The 26,086-nt window shown below is 71.9% G+C and carries 16 protein-coding genes and 1 pseudogene; 10 read left to right on the top strand and 7 right to left on the bottom strand.

Annotation, left to right across the window (positions count from 1 at the left end; translation table 11 throughout):
- Positions 1 to 16: 16 nt before the first annotated feature.
- The 4 genes and pseudogenes from ACF07B_RS22070 to ACF07B_RS22055 all read right to left on the bottom strand — a co-directional run bounded on the left by ACF07B_RS22070 (position 17) and on the right by ACF07B_RS22055 (position 3,569).
- Positions 17 to 655: pseudogene (locus tag ACF07B_RS22070) on the bottom strand (response regulator).
- Positions 645 to 1,910: an ATP-binding protein gene (locus ACF07B_RS22065; RefSeq protein ID WP_392180213.1), complete on the bottom strand. Its 1,266-nt coding sequence runs from the start codon at positions 1,908 to 1,910 to the stop codon at positions 645 to 647. The pseudogene ACF07B_RS22070 and the gene ACF07B_RS22065 overlap by 11 nt, the downstream one beginning before the upstream one ends.
- Before the next feature lie 25 nt (positions 1,911 to 1,935).
- Entirely contained in the window at positions 1,936 to 2,670 is a 735-nt protein-coding gene (locus tag ACF07B_RS22060; protein WP_392180212.1) for an ABC transporter permease, read from the bottom strand.
- Positions 2,667 to 3,569 carry an ATP-binding cassette domain-containing protein gene (locus ACF07B_RS22055; RefSeq protein ID WP_384233346.1) on the bottom strand — a complete coding sequence of 301 codons (903 nt, stop codon included), beginning with the start codon at positions 3,567 to 3,569 and terminating at the stop codon, positions 2,667 to 2,669. The genes ACF07B_RS22060 and ACF07B_RS22055 overlap by 4 nt, the downstream gene beginning before the upstream one ends.
- 204 nt (positions 3,570 to 3,773) lie before the next feature.
- Here ACF07B_RS22055 and ACF07B_RS22050 point away from each other — a divergent pair, with 204 nt between their 5' ends.
- The 4 genes from ACF07B_RS22050 (at position 3,774) to ACF07B_RS22035 (ending at position 11,338) form a co-directional block, all read left to right on the top strand.
- Positions 3,774 to 5,585, top strand: coding sequence for an ABC transporter ATP-binding protein (locus ACF07B_RS22050; protein ID WP_392180211.1), 1,812 nt, complete (start codon positions 3,774 to 3,776; stop codon positions 5,583 to 5,585).
- Complete coding sequence (locus ACF07B_RS22045; protein WP_392180210.1) at positions 5,582 to 7,750, top strand: ATP-binding cassette domain-containing protein; 2,169 nt, start codon at positions 5,582 to 5,584, stop codon at positions 7,748 to 7,750. Before ACF07B_RS22050 ends, ACF07B_RS22045 begins: the two co-directional genes overlap by 4 nt.
- 61 nt (positions 7,751 to 7,811) lie before the next feature.
- A complete protein-coding gene (locus tag ACF07B_RS22040) occupies positions 7,812 to 9,584 on the top strand; it encodes an ABC transporter transmembrane domain-containing protein (protein ID WP_392180209.1) in 1,773 nt (590 codons plus the stop codon).
- Positions 9,581 to 11,338: an ABC transporter ATP-binding protein gene (locus ACF07B_RS22035; RefSeq protein ID WP_392180208.1), complete on the top strand. Its 1,758-nt coding sequence runs from the start codon at positions 9,581 to 9,583 to the stop codon at positions 11,336 to 11,338. Before ACF07B_RS22040 ends, ACF07B_RS22035 begins: the two co-directional genes overlap by 4 nt.
- A gap of 178 nt (positions 11,339 to 11,516) precedes the next feature.
- Here ACF07B_RS22035 and ACF07B_RS22030 read toward each other — a convergent pair whose 3' ends face one another.
- Positions 11,517 to 11,930 (bottom strand): hypothetical protein, encoded by a 414-nt coding sequence (locus tag ACF07B_RS22030; RefSeq protein ID WP_392180207.1) that lies wholly within the window; start codon positions 11,928 to 11,930, stop codon positions 11,517 to 11,519.
- Between the two features lie 89 nt (positions 11,931 to 12,019).
- Positions 12,020 to 12,823, bottom strand: a complete 804-nt coding sequence (locus ACF07B_RS22025; protein WP_392180206.1) for a TNT domain-containing protein — start codon at positions 12,821 to 12,823, stop codon at positions 12,020 to 12,022.
- Between the two features lie 555 nt (positions 12,824 to 13,378).
- Between ACF07B_RS22025 and ACF07B_RS22020 the strand changes: the two genes are divergently transcribed.
- The 3 genes from ACF07B_RS22020 to ACF07B_RS22010 all read left to right on the top strand — a co-directional run bounded on the left by ACF07B_RS22020 (position 13,379) and on the right by ACF07B_RS22010 (position 17,964).
- A complete protein-coding gene (locus ACF07B_RS22020; protein WP_392180205.1) occupies positions 13,379 to 15,424 on the top strand; it encodes a M4 family metallopeptidase in 2,046 nt (681 codons plus the stop codon).
- A 307-nt stretch (positions 15,425 to 15,731) separates the two neighbouring features.
- Positions 15,732 to 17,393, top strand: a complete 1,662-nt coding sequence (locus tag ACF07B_RS22015) for a M4 family metallopeptidase (protein ID WP_392180204.1) — start codon at positions 15,732 to 15,734, stop codon at positions 17,391 to 17,393.
- 70 nt (positions 17,394 to 17,463) lie between these two features.
- Complete coding sequence (locus ACF07B_RS22010; RefSeq protein WP_392180203.1) at positions 17,464 to 17,964, top strand: DUF1990 family protein; 501 nt, start codon at positions 17,464 to 17,466, stop codon at positions 17,962 to 17,964.
- 121 nt (positions 17,965 to 18,085) lie between these two features.
- Here ACF07B_RS22010 and ACF07B_RS22005 read toward each other — a convergent pair whose 3' ends face one another.
- A complete protein-coding gene (locus ACF07B_RS22005) occupies positions 18,086 to 20,704 on the bottom strand; it encodes a glycosyltransferase family 1 protein (RefSeq protein ID WP_369485131.1) in 2,619 nt (872 codons plus the stop codon).
- 327 nt (positions 20,705 to 21,031) lie between these two features.
- Between ACF07B_RS22005 and ACF07B_RS22000 the strand changes: the two genes are divergently transcribed.
- The 3 genes from ACF07B_RS22000 to ACF07B_RS21990 all read left to right on the top strand — a co-directional run.
- Positions 21,032 to 22,258 (top strand): S8 family peptidase, encoded by a 1,227-nt coding sequence (locus tag ACF07B_RS22000; protein ID WP_392180202.1) that lies wholly within the window; start codon positions 21,032 to 21,034, stop codon positions 22,256 to 22,258.
- A 221-nt stretch (positions 22,259 to 22,479) separates the two neighbouring features.
- Positions 22,480 to 25,041, top strand: coding sequence for a maltotransferase domain-containing protein (locus tag ACF07B_RS21995; RefSeq protein ID WP_392180201.1), 2,562 nt, complete (start codon positions 22,480 to 22,482; stop codon positions 25,039 to 25,041).
- On the top strand, positions 25,038 to 26,086 hold a 1,049-nt coding region (locus ACF07B_RS21990; protein ID WP_392180200.1), incomplete at its 3' end, for an alpha-amylase family glycosyl hydrolase. The genes ACF07B_RS21995 and ACF07B_RS21990, both read left to right, overlap by 4 nt.

The raw sequence follows: 26,086 nt of genomic DNA, 5'->3' as shown, positions 1-26,086 counted from the left end.
CCGGGACGCGGCCCGGTCAGCCGAGGATGCCTCGCTCGTACACGGTCGCCACCGCCGCCGCACGGTCCTTGGCACCCAACTTGCCTTACACGTGGGTGAGATGGGTCTTCACGGTCGCCTCGCTGATGAACAGTTCGCGGGCGATCCCGCGGTTCGAGGTGCCCTTGGCCACCAGGGCCAGCACCTCGCGTTCGCGGGCCGAGAGGGACTCGGCCGAGGCGGGCGCGCGTACGGCCGAGACGAGACGGGAGGCGACGGCCGGTGACAGGACGGTCCGGCCCTCGGCCGCGGCCCGGACGGCCGTGAACAGGTCGTCGCGGGGCGCGTCCTTGAGCAGATAGCCGGTGGCACCCGCCTCGATCGCGGGCAGGGTGTCGGAGTCGGTGTCGTAGGTGGTGAGGACGAGGACCCGGGCGCGGGAGCGGCGCCGGGTGAGCTCGGCGATGGCGTCCACTCCCCCGCCGCCCGGCATCCGCAGGTCCATCAGGATCACGTCCGGGTCGAGGACGGCGGCCCGCTCGACCGCCTCGGCCCCGTTCACCGCTTCGCCGAGGACCGTGAATCCGGGCGCGGACTCGAACATGCCGCGCAGCCCGTCGCGCACGACGGGATGGTCGTCGACGATCAGCAGCGAGATACGGGTGTCATCGGTCATGGCGTACCAACGGTACGCGAGCGGACAGCGCCGTGCCGTGGCCCGGTTCGGACTCCACGGCGAGGTGGCCGGCGATGCGTTCGGCGCGGGCGCGCATGCCGTCGAGGCCGAATCCTCCGCTGCCGGTGCGAGCGGGGACGGCGATCGGGTCGAAGCCGCGGCCGTCGTCGCGCACGTCGAGGGTGACCTCGTCGCCCATGAAGCTCAGCGTCACTTCGACGCGGGTGGCCGCCGCGTGCCGTGCGGCGTTGGAGAGAGCCTCCTGGGCGATGCGCAGGAGGGTCGCCGCGACCTCGTCGTGGAGCTCCTCGCTGGTGCCGGTGACGGTGAACCCGGCGCGTACGCCCGTGCGTTCGCCCCACTCGGCGACCGTCTTCCTGAGCGCCTGGGGCAGTCCGTCGTCCGCCAGGGCCACCGGGGCCAGGTTGTGCACCGAGCGGCGGGCCTCGCCGAGGCTGTGGCGGGCGAGCGCCGAGGCCCGTTCGAGATGGACGCGGGCGGCGGCCGGGCCGGGGGTGTTCGCCGCGACCTGGAGCTGGGCGATGATCCCGGTCAGGCCCTGGGCGATGGTGTCGTGGATCTCGGCGGCCAGCCGGCGGCGCTCCTCGGCCACCCCGGCCTCCCGGGCCTGGACGAGGAGTTGGGCGTGCAGGGCGACGTTCTCGTCGAGGGCCCGCTGGAGCGCCGCGTTGGTGCGTTCGAGTTCCGCGATGGTCGCGGCCCGTTCGCGGGAGCGCCGCTCCTCCTGCTCGGTGAGGTGGGCCACCACCGTCTGGAGACCGGAGTTGGCGACCAGGAGCGCGCCGAACGCGGCCCACTGGGCCGCACTCCGCGGCGGCAGGCCTCCGCACTGCGCGCCCGCCACGGTGATCGCGCCGGCGAAGAGCCCGAGCCTTCGCCACATGCCCGGGATCAGTTCGTCGGCGTCCATGTATCCGGCGGAGGCGTAGAACGCGAAGAACCCGCTGCTCAGGGTGAGCGTGAAGGCGATGGCCCAGCGGAGGACGTAGTACGCCGTCCCGGCCCGGGACGGGACCCTGCCGCGCGCGGGGCGGCGGGAGCGGGTGCCGTGCCACCACAGCTGGAGCGCGATGGCGGCGGCGACCAGACCCGTGTCCGTCTCCCACTCGACGCGGCCGTCCACCTGGCCGGTGCTGACGAGCGCGAGGACGACACTGATGCCGAGCAGACCGAACGGCCCCCAGGTGTGCAGTTGCTCCAGACGTCGCTCGATCTGGCCGTCCCCCGCGTCCATGTCCCCAGTCTGCACCGGCCCGCGCCTACTCCCACCGGAACCAGCGGGAGGCGGCCGCCGTGAGCAGCACGGTCCAGACGGCCATCACCCCCAGGTGCGTCCAGCCCGGCGGGTTCCCCGCCGCCGCCTGGTTCAGGGCCTGCGCGGCGGCGCCGAACGGTGTGCAGCCGACGATCCGGGCGAGGGTGTCCGGCATGGACTGCACCGGGAGCCACACGCCCGCGCAGAACATCATCGGGAAGAACACGGCCGATCCGACGGCCCCCGCGATCTTCGTCGTCCGGGACAGCGCGGAGACCACCGCGCCCAGCGCCAGCGCGGCCAGGACCGCCAGGAGCAGGGCGAGGAGATAGCCGTACGGCTGCCGGGGAAGCGGTACGGCGAAGGCGAGCCGGCCGACGGTGAGGGCGCACAGGGCGGAGAGCAGGGCCGCCGCGCCGTGGACGAGCATCTGCGCCGACAGCAGGGCGGACGGCCGTACCGGCGTGGTGGACATCCGGCGCAGGATGCCGCGTTCGCGGTAGCCGGTGAGGTTCTGCGGCATCGTCTGCAGACCGCCGACGATCATGCCGAGCAGCACGGTGATCGGGACGTAGACGTCGACGGTGCGCAGGCCGCCCAGCTCGGGGCGGTGGTGACGGAGCGCCGGGACGGAGCCGAGGATCACCAGGAGCAGGGTGGGGAACAGCAGGATCCAGAAGACGGCGCCCGGTTCACGGCGGAAGAGCCGCAACTCGGCGCGCAGGACGGCGGTGTTCATGCGGTGGCCTCCGTGAGGTCCAGGAACGCGTCGTCCAAGGTGGCGTCGGTGACGCGTAGTTGGCGGGCGGTGACGCGATGCCGGGCGAGCAGGGTGATGACCGCGTTCACGGTCTCGTCGGTGCCGGACAGCGTGATGCGGCCGTCCTTGTGCGCGACGGACGCGAGCGCGGGGAGCGCCGCGATGTCACCGTCGTCCAGCGGGGCGGACGGGGTGAAGCTGATGACGGTGGAACCCGCGGAGCGGCGGATCAGACCGGCCGGGGTGTCCAGGGCGGCCACGCGCCCCTGGTCGATGACCGCGATCCGGTCGCACAGCCGCTGTGCCTCCTCCATGAAATGCGTGACCAGCAGGACGGTGACGCCCTGGGCTCGGACGTCCTCGACGAGCTCCCAGGTGTCGCGGCGGGCCCGCGGGTCGAGCCCGGTGGTCAGCTCGTCGAGCACGACCACGCGCGGGCCGCCGATGAGCGCGAGCGCGATGAACAGGCGCTGCTTCTGGCCGCCGGAGAGCTTGCCGAAGGCGGTGCCGAACCGGCCGGTCAGGCCGAGGCGTTCGGCGAGCGGGCGCCAGTCGGCGGGATGCGGGTAGAACGCGGAGTACAGCTCCAGGGCCTCGCGCACGGTGAGTTTCGGCTGGAGTCCGCTCTCCTGGAGCTGGACCCCGAGGACACGGCTCGTGGCCTCGGGGTCCGCGCGGGGATCGAGACCGGCGACGCGGACGCGGCCGGCGTCGGGGACCCGCAGCCCCGCGACGCATTCGACGGTGGTGGTCTTGCCGGCGCCGTTCGGGCCGAGGATCCCGAAGATCTCGCCCTCCTCGACGCCGAAGGACACATCGTCGACGACGGCCCGGCCGTCGTAGGACTTGCGCAGCCCGCTCACTTCGATGACCGACATGTTCCGAGAGTCCCAGCGGGGCCCCGCCGTCACATCGGCCATCGCGCTCGGACCGTCATCAGCCGATCGGTTGAGTCGGCGGTACGACTTCTCGGGCGCCGCCCCCGCCGTGATCCCGTGTCCGCCCCGGACCCGCTTCGAACGATTCAGGTGCGCCGAAAACTCGGTGGGCACTGTCAGTGGTGAAACGTAGGCTCGCTGATGATGACCACATCCGATGCAGCCGCCCCGGACCACCCCGACCGTTCGACCGTACGCAGCCTGCTGCGCCTGTGGCCGTATGTACGCCCGGTGCGGGCGCGGCTGTTCTGCGCGGCGTTCGTCGCGGTGGTCGCGTCCTGTCTGGCGCTGGTGTTCCCGCTGATCCTGAAGTGGATGGTGGACGGTCCGGTCACCGGGCACGATCCGGCGGGCGTCTGGCTCGGGGCGTTGTATTTGCTGCTGCTCGGTATCGCCGAGGCCGTCCTGTTCGGGTTGCGCCGGTGGCTGGTGGCCCGCCCGCTGGCCGGTGTCGAGGCGGCCATGCGGGCCGATCTGTACCGGCATCTGCAGCGTCTGCCGGTCGCCTTCCACGACCGCTGGGCCTCGGGCCAGCTGCTCTCCCGGGCGACCACCGATCTGATGCTGGTCCGCATGTTCCTGGCGTTCCCGCTCACCTTCCTGCTGGTGAACGCGGTGACGATCCTCTCGGGCATCGCCATCATGCTGGCCCAGCAGTGGACCCTCGGGCTGGTGCTCCTCGCCCCCGCCGTCCCCGTCATGATCGTCTGCTGGTTGTTCGAGCGGCGCTACTCGGAGGTGGCGCGGCGGGCGCAGGACCAGGTCGGCGACCTGACGACGGTGGTCGAGGAGAGTGTGCTCGGCATCCGGATCATCAAGGGGTTCGGGCGCCACCGCAGCCAGGCACGCGCGTTCCGCGAGCTGTCCCGGACACTGCGCGGCACGGAGCTGGCCAAGGCCCGGCTGCTCGCCTCCATCTGGGGCGTCATCGTCACCCTGCCCGAGTTCGCCATCGGCGCCGCCCTCGTCCTCGGCACAATCCAGGTCGCCGACGGCCGGCTCTCCGCCGGCACGCTGGTCGCGTTCCTGTCGACCGCGCTCGCCCTGCGCTGGCCCGTCGACTCGATCGGCTTCCTCCTCGCGATGAGCCAGGAGGCCGCGACGGCCACGGAGCGGTACTTCGAGGTCATGCACGCGACGCCGGAGTCGGACGGCACGACCGCTGTCGCCGTCGCGGCCACCGTGCCCGCGGCCCGGAAGAGCGACGGCGAGGGCGGACTGCGGTTCCACGGCGTCGAGTTCCGCTATCCCGACGCCCCCGCGGACGCGCCCCCGGTGCTGGCCCGCATCGACCTGCACGTCCGCCCCGGCGAGAGCATGGCGCTCGTCGGCGCCACCGGCACCGGCAAGACCACCCTCACCGCGCTCGTCCCCCGCCTGCACGAGGTGACCTCCGGCCGGATCACCCTGGACGGCCGGGACATCACCGGGATGCCCCGCGAGGAACTTCGCGAACTCGTCGCTGTCGCCTTCGAGGAACCCACCCTCTTCTCGGCCACGGTCGGCGAGAACGTCCTGATGGGCGCCTCCGGGACCGCCGGCCGCGCGGAGCTGGACCGGGCCCTGTCCGTCGCGCAGGCCGACTTCGCGCACGCGCTGCCGCAGGGCACGGGGACACAGGTCGGCGAACAGGGCCTCAGCCTGTCCGGCGGCCAGCGGCAGCGGCTCGCGCTGGCCCGCGCGGTGGTCGGCCGCCCCCGCTTCCTCGTGCTCGACGACCCGCTGTCGGCGCTGGACGTGCACACCGAGGCGGCGGTCGAGGCCGCGCTGCGCCGGGTGCTGGCGGAGACGACCGCGCTGATCGTGGCGCACCGCCCGTCCACGGTCCTGCTGGCCGACCGGGTGGCCCTGATCTCCGACGGGCGGATCGCGGCGGTCGGCACCCACCACGAACTGCTGCGCACCCATGCCGAATACGCCCACCTGATGTCGGGTGCAGAGGAGGACGGCCGATGACGGCGGCGCCCACGACCACCGCACCGGACAGGGACCCGGACGAGGAACCGGACGGAGGAACCGGAGCGGGCCCCGGCGACGGAACGGCCGGCGGCCGCGGCGGCGGACCGGACGCGCACCGGGACGACGCAACCGGAACCGCTACCGACACCGGACCGCACGACGGACCGGACGCGGGCCGGGACGGCGGAAGCGGCACCAGCACCGGCACCGACGCCGGACCGCACGACGGACCGCACGACGGACCGCACGACGGACCGGACGCGGGCCGGGACGACGGCACCAGCACCGGCACCGGACCGCACGACGGGCCAAAGGACGGGCCGCCCGGTCGGCGGCGAAAGGGCCGGGCGGCCCCGAAACCCGAGCCGTACGAGGACCCCTTCGACCACGACACCCTGCCCACTCCGCCGGGCGCCACCGCGACGCTACTGCGCTCGCTGCTCGCCCCGCTCCGCGCCCGGGTCGTCGTGACCACCGTTCTGCTGCTGCTCCAGCAGGCCGCCGTGCAGGTGGGCCCGCTGCTGGTGGCGTACGCCATCGACCGTGCCGTACCGGCCTTCCGGCAGGACGACCACGGGCCGCTGATCGCCGTGGGCGTCGCCTACCTGCTGTGCTCAGCGGCCTCCGGCGGCCTTCAGTACGCCTTCATCATCGCCTCGGCCCGGGTCAACCAGGACGTGCTGCTCGATCTGCGCGGCCGGATCTTCCGGCACGCCCAGGCGCTCAGCATCGACTTCCACGAGCGCTACACCTCGGGACGGCTGATCTCCCGCTCCACGACGGACGTCGAGTCGCTGCGCGAACTGCTCAGCGAGGGGCTCCAGGAACTCGTCACCGTCATCCTGTCCTTCGTCTACATCTCCGCGATGCTGCTCTGGCTGGACGTCGGTCTCGGCACGGTCGCGGTGGTCTCCTTCGTGCCGCTGTACCTCCTCATCCGCCGCTACCGTCGCCGCGCGGGCCGGATCTTCGCCGTCCGTTCGACGACGATCGCCGCGGTGATCGTGAAGTTCGCGGAGACGATGAACGGCATCCGGCCGGTGCGCGCGTTCCGCCGGGAGGCCGCCAACGAGGCCGAGTTCGGGGTGCTCAACCGGCGGCACGAGAGGACGAACGGCGACGCCCTGCTGGAGATGGCCCGCTATGTCGTGGGCTCCCGGCTCGTCGCCAACACGGCGGTCGCGGGCATCGTGCTGTGGGGCGCCCACCGGGTGGCGTCGGGCTCGCTGGCGCTCGGTGTGCTCGCCGCGGCGGTCCTGTACCTGCGCCGGCTCTACGACCCCATCGACCGCCTCGGCATGTTCCTGAACTCCTACCAGTCCGCCGCGGCCTCGCTGGAGAAGATCGCCGGTCTGCTGGCCCAGACGCCGTCCGTGCCGGAGCCGTCCGTGCCCCGGCAGCTCCCCGCCCTCGCCTCCGAACACCCCGGCCGCGAGGTCGTGTTCGACGAGGTGCGCTTCGCGTACCGCACCGGCGGGGAGGTCCTGCCCTCCTTCTCGCTCACGCTGCCCGCCGGACAGACGGTGGCCGTGGTCGGCTCGACCGGCGCCGGCAAATCGACGCTGGCCAAGCTCCTGGCCCGGTTCTACGACCCCACCGAGGGCCGGGTCCTGCTCGACGGCGTCGATCTGCGCGAGCTGCCGGTGCCCGAACTGCGGCGCGGAGTGGTGATGGTGACCCAGGAGGCGTTCCTGTTCTCGGGCACGGTCGCCGAGAACATCGCGATCGGCCGCCCCGAGGCGTCCCGCGAGGAGATCGAGCAGGCGGCGAAGGCGATCGGCGCGCACGACTTCATCAACGCCCTGCCCGACGGCTACGACACGGACGTACGCAAGCGCGGCGGCCGTATCTCCGCGGGCCAGCGTCAACTCGTCGCCTTCGCACGGGCTTTGCTCGCCGACCCGGCCGTCCTGATCCTCGACGAGGCGACCAGCTCGCTGGACATCCCGGGCGAACGGGCCGTGCAGCGGGCCATGTCGACGGTCCTGCGGGGGCGTACGGCGGTGGTCATCGCGCACCGGCTGTCGACGGTGGCGATCGCCGACCGGGTGCTGGTGATGGAGCACGGGCGGATCGTCGAGGACGGCCCACCCGCCGAACTCGTCGCGGGCACGGGCCGGTTCGCGAACCTGCACCGGGCCTGGCGCGACAGCCTCGTCTAGCGCGGACGGGCGGGATCGCGGACGGGCGGAAGAGAGCGGACGAAGGGGCGGACGAAGCGCGATGATCGACACGTACGCGGCGCCGGGGACACCGGACCGCCGGGGCGGCTGGTGGTTCCTGTGGTGGCTGGTCACCCGGCAGGCACACCGGTCGGTCACCGGCGCGCTGGTCTCCACCGCGTGGATGGGACTCCTGGCGCTGACGCCGTATCTGCTCTCCCGGGCGATCGACGACGGACTGGAGCCGGGCGACGGAACGGCGCTGGCGGGCTGGACGGCCGCCGTGCTCGTCACCGGGACGTTCAACGCCGGTCTGGGAGTCGTACGCCACCGCACGATGACCAAGGTCCGCATGGACGCCAACTTCCGCACGGTCAAGCTCGTGGTCGAGCACGCGGCCCGGCTCGGCGCGGCCCTGTCGCGGCAGATCGGCACGGGCGAGATCGTCACGGTCGGCGTGCGCGACGTGGACACGATCGGCACGTCGCTGACCGTGGTCGGGCCCGGTCTGGCCGCGGTCGTCACCTACGGTGTCGTGGCCGCGCTGCTGCTGCCTGTCTCGGTGCAGCTGTCGGCGGTGCTCCTGCTCGGGGTTCCGCTGACGGCCGCGCTCGTCGGGCCGTTGACGCTGCGCCTCCAGGGGACCGAGACGGGGTACCGGGAACGGCAGGCCGTCCTGACCGCGCGCATCGGTGATCTCGCGGGCGGTCTGCGCGTCCTGAACGGCCTCGGCGGCAAGGGGCTGTTCGCGGACGCGTTCCGCCGCGACGCGCGAAAGCTGCGCGAACAGGGGTACCGGGTCGGCGCGGTGACGAGCTGGATCCAGGCGCTCGGCGTGGGGCTGCCGTCCGTCCTGCTGGCCGCGGTGACCTGGCTCGCGGCCCGGCTGGCCGCCCAGGGAGACATCACCATCGGCCAGTTGGTGTCGGTGTACGGCTATGTCGCGGTCCTCGTCCTGCCGGTGTACTTCTTCATCGACTGCGGCTACGAACTCTCCCGGGGCGTGGTCGCCGCCCGGCGCGTCGTCAGGTTCCTTTCCCTGGAGCCCGCCGCCTCTCCCCCGGACGCGCTCGACGCCCCGGAGTTCCCGGCCGCTCTGCACGATCCGGAGTCCGGGGTACGGGTGGTCCCGGGACGGCTGACCGTGCTGGCCGGAGGCCGCCCCGAACAGTCCGCGGCCGTGGTCGACCGGCTCGGCCGGTACGCCGCCTCGGACGTGACCTGGGGTGGCGTACGGCTCGATCAGGTCGCGCTGCCCCAGGTGCGCGAAAGGATCCTGGTCGCCGAACACGAGGCCGACCTGTTCGCGGGCGTCCTGCGCGACCTGGTCCGAGGACGCCGGGAAGCCGACGAGGAGGCCGTCGACCGAGCCGTGCGCGCGGCCGCCGCCGACGACATCGTCCTCGGGCTGCCGGGCGGCCTCGACGCGGCCGTCGACGCGCAGGGCCGGAACCTGTCCGGCGGGCAGCGTCAACGGGTCCGGCTCGTGCGCGCGCTTCTCGCGGATCCCGAGGTGCTGCTCGCCCTCGAACCGACCTCGGCGCTCGACGCCCACACCGAGGCCAAGGTCGCCGCCCGGCTGCGCGCCGCCCGCTCGGGCCGTACGACCCTGGTGACCAGCACGTCACCGCTCGTCCTGGACCACGCGGACACCGTCTGCTTCCTCGTCGACGGCAAGGCGGCGGCCACCGGCACCCACCGCGAACTCCTGCGGACCCAACCGGGATACCGGTCGCTGGTGGCCCGCGACACCGAGCCGGACGAGGACGCGGGGACGGGCGGCGAGGGGGACGTGGGTCCGATGGCGGACGTGGACGAGGAGGTCGTGCTGTGACGGGCAGGCTGCCGGTGGCGGGGCGCGCCGAGGTGCGGCGGGCGGCGACACGGCTGATCCGGGCGGACGGGCGGATGTTCGCCGCCGTCCTCGCTCTCAACGCGCTGGCCGCCGGGGCCGGACTGGTCGGCCCCTGGCTGCTCGGCCGGATGATCGACGACGTACGCGGCGGCGCCGGTGTGGAGGCGGTGGACGGGCCGGCGCTCGTCATCCTCGTGGCCGCGCTGGTCCAGCTGCTGCTGTCGCGCTGGGCCGGGTACGTGGGTTACCGCTTCGGAGAGCGGACCCTCGCGCGGGTGCGGGAAGAGTTCGTGGAACGGACGCTGACGCTGCCCGCGTCGGTCGTGGAACGGGCGGGCACCGGCGATCTGACGGCGCGCGGCACCGCCGACGTCACGCTGGTGGGCAACGCCCTGCGCGACACCGGACCCCAGTTGCTGATCTCCGGCGCGCAGGCGCTGTTCGTCCTCGTCGCCGTCTTCGCCATCGACCCGCTGCTCGGCGCCTGCGGGGTGCTGGGGCTGGCCGGTATCGGGTTCGCGCTGCGCTGGTACCTGCGCCGGGCGCGCGCCGCCTACCTCGCCCAGGGCGCGGCCACCTCGGAGGTCGCCGAGATCCTCGCGGCCACCGCGTCCGGCGCCCGCACGGTGGAGGCGTTCGGGCTGCGCGAGACCCGGATCCGGGCGAGCCAGGACGCGCTGGAGGTCTCCCGGGTGACGCGGATGCGGACACTGTTCCTGCGCAACGTGTTCTTCCCGGCGGTGGACGTCTCGTACATCGTGCCGGTCGTCGCCGTCCTCCTGGTGGGCGGCGCGCTGCACGCCCGGGGCACGCTGAGCCTCGGCACCGTGGTCGCCGCGACGCTCTATCTGCACCGGCTGGCCGAACCGCTCGACCAGATCCTGAACCAGGTCGAGCAACTCCAGAGCAGCGGTGCCTCGTTCGCCCGCGTGGAGGGTCTCGCCGGGGCGCCCCGCTCCGTGCCGGCCGGCTCGCCCGTACCGGTGGACGACCAGATCGACGTCACCGGCGTGCGGTACGCGTACGACGGCGGCGGCGAGGTGCTGCGCGGGGTCGATCTGACGGTGCGGCCCGGGGAACGGCTGGCCGTCGTGGGCCCCTCGGGCGCCGGGAAGACCACGCTGAGCAGACTGCTGGCGGGGGTCGACGCTCCGGGCAGCGGGACGGTGACCGTCGGGCGGGTGCCGGTCGTGGACCTCGACCCGGAGCAGCTGCGCCGGCACGTCGTCCTCGTCACCCAGGAGCACCATGTGTTCCTCGGCACGGTCCGCGACAACCTGCTCATCGCCGAACCGGGCGCCGGAGACGCCGAGTTGTGGGCGGCGCTCGCGGCCGTCGGCGCCGACGACTGGGCCGGGGAGCTCCCGGACGGGCTGGACACCGAACTGGGGCCGGAGGCCCTGCGCGTCGACGGCTCCCGGGCCCAGCAGCTGGCACTGGCCCGGGTGGTGCTCGCCGACCCGCACACCCTGATCCTCGACGAGGCCACCGCGCTCCTCGATCCGACGACCGCCCGGCACACGGAGCGTGCGCTGGCCACGGTGCTGGAGGGCCGGACGGTCATCGCGATCGCCCACCGGCTGCACACCGCCCATGACGCCGACCGGGTGGCGGTGATGGAGGACGGCCGGCTGACCGAACTGGGCACGCACGACGAACTGGTGGCGGCCGAGGGGCCGTACGCGGCCCTGTGGCACTCGTGGCACGGGGACGGTGACCCCACGCCCGGCTGAACCCGCGCCCGCGCCGGTCCGTCCCGTGCTGATCCGCCCCGCGCCGGTCCGTCCCGCGCTCCCTCCCTTGCCGGTCCGTCCCGTGCTCCCTCCCGTGCCGGTCACCCCACGGCGGACGGGCCGGCGCGCGTCGGGGTCTGTCCGGCGGTTCCCGCCTGGTCCCCGGCGCCCGGCACCCCTACGCGGGGCCGTCTCCTTCCACGGGCTCTCCGGGATGCTCCCGGCCGGGCTGCTCGGCCGCCCGGCGGCACAGCTCGGCGAGGGCCGCTTCGAGGTCGTCCTCGGCCTGTCGCCGCAGGGCCTCGGGGTCGGGCTCCGGGCCGGCGGGGTCTCCGGGGACCGTGTCCGTGGCGGTCGGTTCCCCGCCGAGGAGGCGGTCGTGGATCCACCGGCAGGCCTCGCCCTCGTCGGTGAACCGCTCAAAGACCTGGCGGGTGCCCCGCTCGTGGACGCCCACGCTCCAGTCCCCGTCGTGACCGTCGAGGAAGTAGCGGTCGGCCGCGCGGTGGCGGCCGGGGCAGTCCGCGATCTCGTAGGACGCGGCGGGGACCCCGGCCTCTTCGAGGGCCCGGCACAGCGCGAACCGGTCCATGCGCTCGGCCTTCCGCCCGGGCGGAGCCGGCCCGGTCGTCGCCGGGACCGGCTTCCGCGCGCGTTCGTGTGCCACCGTGAGGGGACGGGTCAGTCGTTGGTGCGCACCAGCGTGCCGTTGCTCACCAGGTCCGCCACCGTGGTGCGGGGGATGTCCGGGCAGAACCGGCTCGACGTCACGTACTGCGTGCCGAGGCCGGGCTGCTCGAACCCAGGGGCGGTCTTGCCCGCGCAGACGGTCACGTCCTTGGCCAGCCGGTAGGTGTGGTAGTTGTACGGGTACCGCGGGTCCATGGCGTTGAGGCTCGACGGCGGGATGGAACGCTTGCCGTACTTGGTGCCCTGCGGGGCCAGGAAGCGGCCCGCCTCACCGCCGAAGCGGTCGAGCCTCAGGCCTGCGTGGAGCACCAGCGGGGTGGCGAGCACCGTCCCGTTCCGGTGGGTGTAGCCGTCGTCCGGCGGGTAACGCCAGTCGCCCTGGCCGGAGTCGGCGGTGGGGTCCCACCACTTGTCGAGGAACCTCACGGCGGTGAGACGGCCGAGGCGCTGGTACCGGTCGAGGATGTTCCCCAGCGCGCCCCGGGTCGGCAGTTGACGGGGGCCCAGCCGCCAGTCACCGCAGAAGAAGAAGCGTTGCAGACTCGGCGGGATGGGATCCGGCACGAGCCCCCGGCACACGCGCGAGGGGGCGGAAACGCCGTGCCCGTCGGCCGGCTTCACGTGCCCGGGGGCCGGCTTCGGCTCCGGGGTGGCGGACAGGGTGTGAACGGCGCCGGCGGTGCGGCTGTCGCCGGGCGGGGCGGCAGCCGCGGACGGGACGGAGGCGCCGAGCATGAGAGAGCCGGTCAGGCCTCCCAGCGCCGCCAGGCTCGCACACCAATGTGACCTTCTCACCAAACCTCCTGCGGGTGTACCTGTCCGGATCGCACCCTCTCGCCCGGTGAGGGCGCGGATACGGACCGGAATGTCGGGATCACTCAAACCGCAGGGGCGGGAGGCGGACGAGCGGACGTGCCGGAAAGCCCCCGAAAGGGTCTGGGCTTCATTCCGTTGCTGACGGCGGTCCGGTCATCTGGCGGTACGCGCCGCCCGGCCGGTGCCCACGCCGGGGCATCTCGAAGTGTTGGCCGAATCACCGTCACACCGTCGCGCCGTCGCCGTCACACCGAGACGAACACCCGACGGCCAGTCCGTATACCGAACATGACTAACCGGACAACGAACGGTTTCCGGCCATTTTGGTGACGCGGTCCTGACAGAAAGGGTTATCTCCTGCCACTCTTCCCTCGGCGACTTCACAGCAACCTCACAGCAACAACCGCTGTGTTGAGCCGTACGACCACCCCATGCACCTGGTTCCGCGTAACGCCCAGTTCTGCCCGGACGGGCCACTCCATCGTCCGGTCTCCCCTGGCCGCGCGACCCGCGGCCATGCAGAAGGAGTCAGTGTTGAGCAGCAGTTCTCCCCACAGACGCACCTCCCACATCACCAAGCGCCGCGTCGCCGGTGTCGCCCTCGTCGGCGTCACCGCCCTGCTGGCCGCCGCCGTCCAGTCGGGCGCCGCGAGCGCCGCCCCCGAGCAGGCCCCCCGGGCCGGCCGGGTCAACCCGGGCGCCGTCGCCATGAAGCTCACCGCGTCACAGCGCGCCGAGCTGATACGCGACGCCGACGCGGCCAAGACCACGACCGCCCGGGACCTGGGTCTCGGCTCCGGCGAGAAGCTCGTCGCCCGTGACGTCATGAAGGACGTCGACGGCACGGTCCACACCCGCTACGAGCGGACGTACGACGGACTGCCGGTCCTCGGCGGCGACCTGGTCGTCGACACCTCCAAGTCCGGGAAGACCGGGCACGTCTACAAGGCGACGAAGGCGTCCCTGAAGGTCGCCACCCTCAAGCCCACGGTCGCCGCCGGAACGGCGGAGAAGCAGGCGCTGTCCGCCGCCAAGGACGCCGGTTCGAAGAGCACCGCCGCCGACCGCGCGCCCCGCAAGGTGATCTGGGCGGCGAGCGGCAGGCCGACCCTCGCCTACGAGACCGTCGTCGGCGGCCTCCAGGACGACGGCACCCCCAACGAGCTGCACGTCATCACCGACGCGGCCACCGGCAAGAAGCTCTACGAGTACCAGGGCATCGAGACCGGCGTCGGCAACACCCAGTACAGCGGCCAGGTGACCCTGACGACCACGCAGTCGGGCTCCAACTACACGCTCACCGACGGCGCGCGCGGCGGCCACAAGACGTACAACCTGAACCACGGGACGTCGGGCACCGGCACCCTCTTCTCGCAGACGAGCGACACCTGGGGCAACGGCACCACGTCGAACGCCGCCACGGCCGGCGCCGACGCGCACTACGGCGCCGCCGAGACGTGGGACTTCTACAAGAACACGTTCGGCCGCAGCGGCATCAAGAACAACGGCGTCGGCGCCTACTCCCGCGTGCACTACGGCAATTCGTACGTGAACGCGTTCTGGGACGACGGCTGCTTCTGCATGACCTACGGCGACGGGTCCGGGAACGCCGACCCGCTGACCGCGCTGGACGTCGCGGGCCACGAGATGAGCCACGGCGTCACCTCCAACACCGCGGGCCTCAACTACTCGGGCGAGTCCGGTGGTCTGAACGAGGCGACGTCCGACATCTTCGGCACCGGCGTGGAGTTCTACGCCAACAACACGACCGACGTGGGCGACTACCTCATCGGCGAGAAGATCGACATCAACGGCGACGGCACCCCGCTGCGCTACATGGACAAGCCGAGCAAGGACGGCGGCTCCAAGGACTCCTGGTACTCGGGTGTCGGCAACGTCGACGTGCACTACTCGTCGGGTGTCGCCAACCACTTCTTCTACCTGCTGAGCGAGGGCAGCGGCGCCAAGGTCATCAACGGCGTCAGCTACAACTCGCCCACCTCCGACGGGCTTCCGGTCACCGGCATCGGCCGCGACAAGGCGCTGGCGATCTGGTACCGCGCGCTCACCACCAAGTTCACCTCGACCACCAACTACGCGGCGGCCCGTACCGGCACGCTCGCGGCGACGGGCGAGCTGTACGGCACGACGAGCGCCGAGTACACCGCGGTACAGAACGCCTGGGCGGCCGTGAACGTCGGGACGCGTCCCGGCGGTGGCGGCGGCGGTGGTACGTCGTTCGAGAACACGGCCGACGTATCGATTCCGGACAACGGGGCCGCGGTCACCTCCTCGGTCACGGTCAGCGGCCGTACCGGCAACGCCCCGTCCAACCTCGCGGTGGCCGTGGACATCGTGCACACCTGGCGCGGTGACCTGGTGATCGATCTGGTCGCCCCCGACGGCTCGACGTACCGCCTGAAGAACTTCAGTTCGTCCGACTCGGCGGACAACGTGAACACGACCTACACGGTCAACGCGTCCTCCGAAGTCGCCAACGGCACCTGGAAACTGAAGGTCCAGGACCAGGCGGCGCAGGACACCGGCTACATCAACAGCTGGAAGCTCACCTTCCCGTAGACCGCGGCGGAAGTCCGCACGCGAGCAGCGCGCCAGGGCGCCGCCCCGGAGGTTCGACTCCCCGGGGCGGCGCCCTCCTTTGCCCGCCCGGAGGTTTGCGTTGACCCGCCCTTGACGGCGCCCGGTCCGGCGCCGGAGAACCCGACTGTTCACCCGATCGTCGAATTTCGGCCAAGGTCCGAATGGGCTCCTGACATGTACGCGCCTGGGATGGCACGCTTCACCCGCACGGCTCACCCGCACCGCAACTTCCCAACCGTTTCTTCGGCCCCCACGCCGTCGGACGCCCCCACTTGAAGGAGTTTGCGTGACCCCCCTCTACGCGCGTCACAAGCGCACCTCTCTGGCCATCGCCACCGCTGTCGCCGCCGGAGCCCTGCTCGCCACCGGTCTGACCACCGGTGCCGCCGCCCAGACGGCGGCTCTCCCCACCGGCAAGACCACCCCCCTCGCCGGCTCGCCCGTCCTGCTCTCCGCATCCGCACGCACCACGCTCATCCAGAAGGCCGACGCCGCCAAGGTGGAGACGGCCCAGCGCATAGGCCTCGGCGCCAAGGAGAAGCTGGTCGTCAGAGACGTCGTCAAGGACGTCGACGGCACGGTTCACACCCGCTACGAGCGCACGTACAACGGACTTCCGGTCCTCGGCGGCGACCTCGTCGTCCACGAGAAGGCCGGCAAGAGCGAGAGCGTGACGAAGGCGACGAAGACGGCCATCAAGGTCGCCTCGCTCAAGCCGCTCGTCACCACCGCCAAGGCCGAGAAGCAGGCGCTGACCGCCGCCAGGGACGCCGGCTCCGCCAAGACCGCCGCCGACCAGGCCCCCCGCAAGGTGATCTGGGCCGCCACCGGCAAGCCGACCCTCGCCTACGAGACCGTCGTCGGCGGCCTCCAGGACGACGGCACCCCCAACGAGCTGCACGTCATCACCGACGCGGCCACCGGCAAGAAGCTCTACGAGTACCAGGGCATCGAGACCGGCACCGGCAAGACCCTCTACTCGGGCACGGTGACCCTCAACTCGACCCTGTCGGGCTCGACGTACAGCCTGACCGACTCCACCCGCGGCAGCCACAAGACGTACAACAAGTCGCACACCACGTCCTCCTCCGCGGGCACGCTGTTCACCGACGCGGACGACGTCTGGGGCACCGGCGCGGCCTCCAGCTCCACCACGGACCAGACCGCGGCCGCCGACGCCGCCTACGGCGCCCAGGTGACCTGGGACTTCTACAAGAACACCTTCGGGCGCAGCGGCATCAAGAACAACGGCGTGGGAGCGTACTCGCGCGTCCACTACGGCAACGCGTACGTCAACGCGTTCTGGGACGACAGCTGCTTCTGCATGACCTACGGCGACGGCACCAGCAACACGCACCCGCTGACCTCGCTCGACGTCGCCGGCCACGAGATGAGCCACGGCGTCACCGCCAACACCGCCGGCCTGAACTACTCGGGCGAGTCCGGCGGCCTCAACGAGGCCACCTCGGACATCTTCGGCACCGGTGTCGAGTTCTACGCGGCGAACTCCTCCGACGTGGGCGACTACCTCATCGGCGAGAAGATCAACATCAACGGTGACGGCACCCCACTGCGCTACATGGACAAGCCCAGCAAGGACGGCGGCTCCGCGGACTACTGGTCGTCCTCGGTCGGCAGCAAGGACGTCCACTACTCGTCCGGCGTCGCGAACCACTTCTTCTACCTCCTCTCGGAGGGCAGCGGTTCGAAGACGATCAACGGCGTCAGCTACAGCTCCCCGACCTACAGCGGCACGACGGTCACCGGCATCGGCCGGGCCAAGGCCCTGCAGATCTGGTACAAGGCGCTGACGACCTACATGACGTCGTCGACGAACTACAAGGGCGCCCGTACGGCCACCCTGTCGGCGGCGTCCGCGCTGTACGGCTCCAGCAGCACCGAGTACGCGACGGTGGCGGCGGCCTGGACCGCGGTCAACGTCAGCTAGTACGAACGTAATCGAACTGAGGCGGGACCCCGCACGGAACCGTGCCGGGTGCCGCCCTACTCTTGCCCCCATGCCCTACACGTACGAGGACGTGGGCGCGACCCGCGAGGACCGCTGCCCCCCGGGCTTCCACCGACTGCACGTCCGCTCCCGCATAGGCGAGGGCGAGGCCGTCTTCCGGCGGGCGTCCGAAGCCCTGATGACCTGGGAACTGCACCGGGCCATGGGAATCCGCATGGTCACCGAGGCCGGCAAGGCCGCGCCGGGCGTCGACGTCACGGTCGGCATCGGCCTGATCAAGGCCCCCTGCCGCGTGGTCTGGACCGCCGAGGAATACCGGCGCACAGCCTGGGCCTACGGAACCCTTTCCGGCCATCCCGAGTGCGGCGAGGAGGCCTTCGTCGTCTCCCGCACCGGCGACGGCACCGTCTGGCTGACGATCACGGCCTTCAGCCGCGCGGCCAAGTGGTACGCCCGCGCCGGCGGAGCCGCGACACGCGCCCTCCAACGCGCCTACGCCCAACGCTGCGGCACGGTACTGCGACGGTTGTGCGCGGGGCTGGACAGCTGAGCCCCCGCCGGCACCGGACCGGCGGGCCCGGGAACAGGCCGCGCCCCCGGACGGACCGGCACGGCGGGGGTGGGCCGTGGCGCACGGCCCACCCCTGACACGCCGGTCACCCGTCCGCGCCTCACCGCATCAGCAGGCCCGCGCCCTCCGCTGTTCCCTCTGAGGGCATCGCCACCAGGCCCAGTTCCGCGCCGGAGGCCAGGAGGCGGTGGGACGGCAGGATGCGGACCGTGTAGCCGAAGGAGCCCGTGCGGTCGAGGGACAGCGGGCCCTCGTACGCCCAGCGGCCCTCCAGGTCGGGGCCGCCGGCCGGTTTCAGCGGGACACAGACCGCGTCCGCGATGCGGTCGTCGGTGTCGACGCGGCCCGCCACCGCCTGGACCTCCACGTCGTCGGGGGCGAGGTCGCCGAGGCCGACGCGGACGCGCAGCGACAACGTGGTGCCCAGTTCGGCGGTCGTGGTGGCCGAGGACGCCTCGACGTGATCGACGGTGATCCGCGGCCAGGCGGCGCGGACCCTCGCCTTCCAGGCGGCCAGCTCGCCGGCCGTCTCGGCGGTGAGCGAACGGTGGGCCTGGGCCGCGGGCAGGTACAGGCGCTCCACGTACTCGCGCACCATCCGGCCCGCCAGGACCTTCGGACCCAGGTGGGTCAGCGTCCGGCGGACCATCTCGATCCACCGGTCGGGCAGGCCCTCCTGACCGCGCTCGTAGAAGCGGGGGGCCACCCGCTGCTCCAGGAGGTCGTACAGGGCCCCGGCCTCCAGCTCGTCCCGCCGGTCGTCGTCGGTCGCCGTGCCGTCCGCGGTCGGGATCGCCCAGCCGAAGTCGGGCTGGAACCACTCGTCCCACCAGCCGTCCAGGACGGAGAGGTTGAGACAGCCGTTGAGCGCGGCCTTCATCCCGCTCGTGCCGCACGCCTCCAGCGGGCGCAGCGGGTTGTTGAGCCAGATGTCGCAGCCCGGGTAGAGCTTCTGCGCCATCGCCATGCCGTAGTCGGGCAGGAACACGATCCGGTGGCGCACCCGGGGGTCGTCCGCGAACCGGACCAGTTCCTGGATCAGCCGCTTCCCGCCGTCGTCCGCCGGGTGCGCCTTGCCCGCGACGACGATCTGGACCGGCCGCTCGGAGTGCAGCATCAGGTCCATGAGCCGGTCGCGGTCGCGCAGCATGAGGGTCAGCCGTTTGTACGAGGGGACCCGGCGCGCGAAGCCGATGGTGAGGACGTCGGGGTCGAGCACGCCGTCGATCCAGCCGAGTTCGGCCGTACCGGCGCCGCGCTGGCGCCAGGACGCCCGCAGCCGGTCCCGTACCTCCAGCACGAGCTGTTCCCGCAGCACCCTGCGCAGGTCCCAGATCTCCTGGTCGGCGATCTCGGCCACCGCGTCCCAGCGGTCGGTGCCGCCGACGGTCAGCGCGTCCTCGGTGCGCTGCGCCCCGACCTGCCGGGCGCCGAGGCGGAAGACCTCGGGCGCCACCCAGGTCGGCGCGTGGACGCCGTTGGTGACCGAGGTGATCGGCACCTCCTCGGGGTCGAAGCCCGGCCAGAGCCCGGAGAACATCTCCCGGCTGACCTGGCCGTGCAGCAGGGAGACCCCGTTCGCCCGCTGGCCCAGGCGCAGGCCCATCACGGCCATGTTGAAGAGGTTCGGCTCGCCACCGGGATAGGTCTCCATGCCGAGGGCGAGGATGCGCTGGACGTCGATGCGCGGGAGTTCGGCGTCGGGGCCGAAGTGGCGGGCGACCGCCTCCCGGTCGAAGCGGTCGATGCCGGCGGGCACCGGGGTGTGGGTGGTGAACACCGTGCCGGCCCGGACCGCCTCCAGCGCGGACGCGAAGTCCAGCCCCTCGTCGGCGAGTTCGGCGATCCGCTCCAGACCGAGGAACCCGGCGTGCCCCTCGTTGGTGTGGAACACCTCGGGCTGCGGGTGCCCGGTCAGGCGGCAGTACGTCCTGACCGCCCGCACCCCTCCTATACCCAGCAGCATCTCCTGGAGCAGCCGGTGTTCGCTGCCGCCGCCGTAGAGCCGGTCGGTGACCCCGCGTTCGTGGACGCCGTTCTCCTCGACGTCCGAGTCGAGCATGAGCAGCGGGACGCGGCCGACCTGGGCCAGCCAGATCCGGGCGCGCAGCGCGCGGCCCCCGGGCAGCGCGAGGGACACCAGGGCGGGCGTGCCGTCCTCCTCGCTCAGGGGCACCAGGGGCAGTTCGTTGGGGTCGAGGACCGGATAGTGCTCCTGCTGCCAGCCCTCGCGGGACAGGGACTGGCGGAAGTAGCCGTGCCGGTAGAGCAGACCCACGCCGATCAGCGGGGCGCCCAGGTCGCTGGCGGCCTTGAGATGGTCGCCCGCGAGGATGCCGAGGCCCCCGGAGTACTGCGGCAGGGCGGCGGTGACACCGAACTCGGGCGAGAAGTAGGCGATGGCGGCGGGCAGGTCGGAGGTCTGCGTCTGATACCAGCGGTCGCCGCTCACGTACTCGCGCAGGTCGTCGCGGACCGCGGCGAGACGGCGCAGGAAGCGGCTGTCCTCCGTGAGCTCGGCGAGCCGTGCGGCCGGAACGCTGCCGAGCAGTCGTACGGGGTCGCCGCCGCACGCGGCCCAGCGCTCGGGGTCGACGGACTGGAAGAGGTCGCGGGTCTCGGCGTGCCAGGACCAGCGGAGGTTGCGGGCCAGGTCAACGAGCGGGTGAAGGGCTTCGGGGAGAACGGGTCGGACGGTGAATCTGCGGATCGCCTTCACGAATTCCACCTTCACGGAGGACGTACGCGGCTAAGGGACGCACGGCGTTGTGCGGCCTTCGTCACCCCCGACGTTAGCGGTGAGGGTGCCTTCGCGACACGGCGCATCGCGGCACGCCCCCCGATCGGGGCCGACCGTGTGACATCGGCGTGAAATCGACGCAACCTTCACGGACACCTCACGGAAGGCATGGCCGATTTTGCCCGCATGGGCGGCCTTGTGGTGCTTCGCGCCGCACGAGAGGCTCACCGGGTGACGTACGGCCGGACCGTCCCGAGCGGCCGGACCCGGCCTCGGTACGTCGAGTTGAGGAGGGGAACTCAGGTCATGGCACGGACGAGGAAGTGGCGTCTGCGCTGGGCGGCGGGTCTCACCGCGGTCACGACGGCCGCGGTGCTTTCGGCCAACGCCCCGCCCGCGCAGGCGGCTGTCGCGGGGCGGATACCCGGCGCGGGGGAGCCCGGATCCGTCAGCGGCAGCTACATCGTGACGCTCAAGGGGGGTACGCGGGCTCCGTCGTCGGCCGAGGCGGCCCTCGCGGGCCGGTACGGAGCGAGAATCAGCCACATCTACGGCGCGGCTCTCAACGGCTTCGCGGTGCGGGCCGACGCGAGACGGGCCCGGCGGCTCGCCGCTGATCCCCGCGTGGCCTCCGTCGTCCAGGACACCCGGGTGACGTTCGACGGGGTCCGGGTGGCCGGTGGGGCACCCGGCCGTGGCCGGCGGAACCCCCCGCCATGGGGACTGGACCGGATCGACCAGCCGAACCGGCCGCTCGACGGGCGGTACGCGGTACCCCGGACGGCGGGTTCGGGGGTGACCGTCTACGTCATCGACACCGGCGTCCGCATCACCCACCGGGACTTCGGGGGCCGGGCGAGCTACGGCTGGGACTTCGTCGACGACGACAGGACGGCGCAGGACGGCAACGGCCACGGCACCCATGTCGCCGGAACGGTCGCCGGAACCGTATACGGCGTGGCCAAGAGGGCCAGGGTCGTCGCCGTCCGCGTCCTCGACGACAGGGGAGCCGGTTCCACCGCCCAGGTGATCGCGGGCATCGACTGGGTCACCCGGCACGCGAGGAAGCCGGCCGTGGCCAATCTCAGCCTGGGCGGGTACGCCAACGCACAGCTCGACGCGGCGGTCCGCAAGTCCATCGCCTCCGGCGTGACGTACACGGTCGCGGCGGGCAACTCCGGGATGCCGGCGGCGCTCTTCTCCCCGGCCCGGGTCGCCGGGGCGCTCACGGTCGGCGCGACCGGCCGGACCGACGCCCGGGCCGGCTTCTCGAACACCGGATCCGCGCTCGACCTCTTCGCACCGGGGGTGGACATCACGTCGACTTCGTACACCGGCGACACGGCCAGAGCAACGTGCTCCGGAACGTCGATGGCGAGCCCGCACGCCGCCGGCTCGGCCGCGCTGTATCTGGCGGACCATCCGCGGGCCGCGCCCGCGCAGGTGGTGAAGGCGCTGGTGAGACGGGCGGCCCCGGGAAGGGTGTCGGGCGCGGGACCGGGTTCGCCGAACAGGCTCCTGCGCGTCGGCTGAGCCGGGTGGGACGCTGGTACAACCAGGGTGATTCGGCCACACCGCACCGGCCTCGCCTGCCCGGGACGAGGCCGGTCTTGTGTGTAGACATACGCGTGAGTAGTTAACAAAGTGCCGGAATGCCCACCCGCATAGGGTGGGAAGGCTCCTCCGGTACGCCCGCAGGCCCCACCTCCCCACACCCCATCCGCCCACCCACGTTGACGCGGACAGGAGCGGTCATGCCCGCCACGCACCACACGTCGCCACCCCCGACAGCCACCCCCGAAACCCCCCGAACACGCGCGGCCGAGGACGGGCCCCGTACACCCGCCGCACCCACCACACCCGAGAAACCGCCGGCCGCCGGCGCGTCCGCCCCCGGCGCGCGCCCCACGAACGCCGACTTCACCGACGGCGCCGTCGCCCCGGACACCGGCACCTCCGCCGGGGCTCCCGCCACCGCCCCGAAGACGTCGTCCCCCGACGCGTCCGCTCCGGGAACGGCCGCCCGCCGCGGCACCTCCCCCAAACCCAAGACGGCCAAGTCGGCTCCCAAGACGGCCAAGTCCGCTCCCAAGGCCGCCAAGACGGCCGTTCCGAAAGCGGCCAAGTCCACCGCTCCGAAGACCGGGAAGGCCGCGTCGAAGGACGTCAAGACCGATCCGAAGGAGGTCAGGACCACGTCGAGGGAGGTCAAGGCCGCCTCGAAGGAGGTCAAGGCCGCCGTCCCCGCCACTCGTACCCCCGAAGCGCCCGACGCCCTCCTCGCCCCGGCCGTCACGCCGGCGACGGCCGTCGGACGCATCCCCGTCCTCGATGTCCGCCCGGTCGTGCAGCACGGGCGCCGTCCGGCCAAGGCGGTGGTGGGCGAGGAGTTCGAGGTGTCGGCCACGGTCTTCCGCGAGGGCCATGACGCCGTCGCCGCGAATGTCGTCCTGCGCGGCCCGGACGGCCGTCCCGGGCCGTGGACGCCGATGCGCGAACTGGCCCCCGGCACCGACCGCTGGGGTGCCCGGGTGAGCGCCGGCACGGAGGGCCGCTGGACGTACACCGTGGAGGCGTGGGGGGACCCGGTCACCACCTGGCGGCATCACGCGGGGATCAAGATCCCGGCCGGGCTGGACACCGAGCTGATGCTGGAGGAGGGCGCCCTGCTGTACGAGCGGGCGGTCGCCGCCCTGCCGAAGGGGACCAAGGGCAGGAAGAGCAGGGACACGCTCCTCGGGGCCGTGGACGCGCTGCGCGACACCGGTCGTTCCGTGTCCTCCCGTCTCGCCGCCGCGCTCACCCCGCAGGTGGACGCCGTCCTCGCGGAGCACCCGCTGCGCGATCTGGTGACGTCGTCCGAGCCGTTGCCGCTGCTGGTGGAGCGGGAGCGGGCGTTGTACGGGGCGTGGTACGAGTTCTTCCCTCGGTCCGAGGGCGGGCAGGTCGATCCGCCGGTGCACGGCACGTTCCGTACGGCGGCCGAACGGCTGCCCGCGATCGCGGAGATGGGCTTCGACGTCGTCTACCTCCCGCCGATCCACCCGATCGGCACGACCCATCGCAAGGGTCCCGACAACACGCTGTCCGCGGGCCCGGAGGATGTCGGGGTGCCCTGGGCCATCGGTTCCCCCGAGGGCGGCCACGACGCCGTCCACCCGGAGCTGGGCACCCTGGAGGACTTCGACGCCTTCGTCCGCCGGGCCGGCTCGCTGGGCCTGGAGATCGCGCTCGACTTCGCCCTGCAGTGCTCCCCGGACCACCCGTGGGTGGAGAAGCACCCGGAGTGGTTCCACCACCGCCCCGACAACACCATCGCCTACGCGGAGAACCCGCCCAAGAAGTACCAGGACATCTACCCGGTCGCCTTCGACGCGGACATGCCCGGCCTGGTCGCCGAGACCGTGCGGGTCCTGCGGCACTGGATGGAGCACGGCGTACGGATCTTCCGCGTCGACAACCCGCACACCAAACCCGTCGTGTTCTGGGAGCAGGTGATCGCGGACATCAACGCGACCGACCCCGACGTGATCTTCCTGGCCGAGGCCTTCACCCGCCCCGCGATGATGCGGACCCTGGCCGAGGTGGGCTTCCAGCAGTCCTACACCTACTTCACCTGGCGCAACACCAAGCAGGAGCTGACGGAGTACCTCACCGAACTCTCCGGCGACTCGGCCGCCCGCATGCGGCCCAACCTCTTCGTCAACACCCCCGACATCCTGCACGAGTTCCTTCAGACCGGCGGCCGCCCCGCGTTCGCGCTGCGCGCCGTCCTCGCCGCCACCCTCTCCCCCACCTGGGGCATCTACAGCGGCTACGAACTCTGCGAGAACACCCCCCTGCGCCACGGCAGCGAGGAATACCTGCACTCCGAGAAATACCAGCTCCGCCCACGCGACTGGCAAGCCGCCGAACGCGACGGTCTGAGCATCGCGCCGCTGGTGAGAAAGCTCAACGCGGTCAGGCGGCGCAGTCCCGCGCTGCGCCGGCTGCGTGACCTGCACTTCCACCACGCCGACCAGGAGGCGGTGATCGCCTACTCGAGGTCCGTCACGGACGCCCGCGGTTCGAACACGGTTGTGGTGGTGGTCAACCTCGACCCCCACCACACCCAGGAGGCCACGGTCTCGTTGGACATGCCGCAACTCGGCCTGGATTGGCACGAGTCGGTGCCGGTGCGCGACGAGCTCACCGGCGAGACCTACAACTGGGGCAGGACCAACTATGTGCGCCTGGAGCCGGGTGACCGGCCGGCACACATCCTCACCGTCCTGCGACCGTCCTCACCGTTGATCGGAGGGTCACCCACCACATGATCGTCAATGAGCCCGTCCCGGATACATTCGAGGACACCCCGGCCAAGGACCGCGATCCCGAGTGGTTCAAACGCGCCGTCTTCTACGAGGTCCTGGTGCGTTCGTTCCAGGACAGCAACGGCGACGGCGTCGGCGACCTCAAGGGCCTGACCGCCAGACTCGACTACCTGCAATGGCTGGGCGTCGACTGCCTGTGGCTGCCCCCGTTCTTCAAGTCCCCCCTGCGCGACGGCGGCTACGACGTCTCCGACTACACCGCCGTCCTGCCCGAGTTCGGCGACCTCGCCGACTTCGTCGAGTTCGTCGACGCCGCCCACCAGCGCGGCATGCGCGTCATCATCGACTTCGTCATGAACCACACCAGCGACCAGCACCCGTGGTTCCAGGAGTCCCGCGCCCACCCCGACGGGCCCTACGGCGACTACTACGTCTGGGCCGACGACGACAAGCAGTACCAGGACGCCCGCATCATCTTCGTCGACACCGAAGCCTCCAACTGGACCTTCGACCCCGTCCGCAAGCAGTACTACTGGCACCGCTTCTTCTCCCACCAGCCCGACCTCAACTACGAGAACCCGGCCGTGCAGGAGGAGATCATCTCCGCGCTGCGGTTCTGGCTCGACCTGGGGATCGACGGGTTCCGGCTCGACGCGGTGCCGTATCTGTACCAGGTCGAGGGAACCAACTGCGAAAACCTTCCTGCGACCCACGAGTTCCTCAAGCGGGTGCGCAAGGAGATCGACACGCACTATCCGGACACGGTGCTGCTGGCCGAGGCGAACCAGTGGCCCGAGGACGTCGTCGACTACTTCGGCGACTTCCCCTCCGGCGGCGACGAGTGCCACATGGCCTTCCACTTCCCCGTCATGCCCCGCATCTTCATGGCCGTCCGCCGCGAGTCCCGCTACCCCGTCTCCGAGATCCTCGCCAAGACCCCCGCCATCCCCGGCAACTGCCAATGGGGCATCTTCCTGCGCAACCACGACGAGCTCACCCTCGAAATGGTCACCGACGAAGAACGCGACTACATGTACGCCGAATACGC

This window comes from Streptomyces sp. NPDC015532 (genome assembly GCF_043078065.1).
Taxonomy (GTDB): domain Bacteria; phylum Actinomycetota; class Actinomycetes; order Streptomycetales; family Streptomycetaceae; genus Streptomyces.
This window is presented reverse-complemented; position numbering and strand designations above follow the sequence as displayed.

Excerpts from the sequence above, each read along its gene's own strand:
- ACF07B_RS22050 (WP_392180211.1), top strand. The coding sequence starts at position 3,774 with ATGACCACATCCGATGCAGCCGCCCCGGACCACCCCGACCGTTCGACC.
- ACF07B_RS22030 (WP_392180207.1), bottom strand. The coding sequence starts at position 11,930 with ATGGACCGGTTCGCGCTGTGCCGGGCCCTCGAAGAGGCCGGGGTCCCC.
- ACF07B_RS21995 (WP_392180201.1), top strand. The coding sequence starts at position 22,480 with ATGCCCGCCACGCACCACACGTCGCCACCCCCGACAGCCACCCCCGAA.
- ACF07B_RS22060 (WP_392180212.1), bottom strand. The coding sequence starts at position 2,670 with ATGAACACCGCCGTCCTGCGCGCCGAGTTGCGGCTCTTCCGCCGTGAA.
- ACF07B_RS22010 (WP_392180203.1), top strand. The coding sequence starts at position 17,464 with ATGCCCTACACGTACGAGGACGTGGGCGCGACCCGCGAGGACCGCTGC.
- ACF07B_RS22065 (WP_392180213.1), bottom strand. The coding sequence starts at position 1,910 with ATGGACGCGGGGGACGGCCAGATCGAGCGACGTCTGGAGCAACTGCAC.
- ACF07B_RS22045 (WP_392180210.1), top strand. The coding sequence starts at position 5,582 with ATGACGGCGGCGCCCACGACCACCGCACCGGACAGGGACCCGGACGAG.
- ACF07B_RS22055 (WP_384233346.1), bottom strand. The coding sequence starts at position 3,569 with ATGTCGGTCATCGAAGTGAGCGGGCTGCGCAAGTCCTACGACGGCCGG.
- ACF07B_RS22000 (WP_392180202.1), top strand. The coding sequence starts at position 21,032 with ATGGCACGGACGAGGAAGTGGCGTCTGCGCTGGGCGGCGGGTCTCACC.
- ACF07B_RS22040 (WP_392180209.1), top strand. The coding sequence starts at position 7,812 with ATGATCGACACGTACGCGGCGCCGGGGACACCGGACCGCCGGGGCGGC.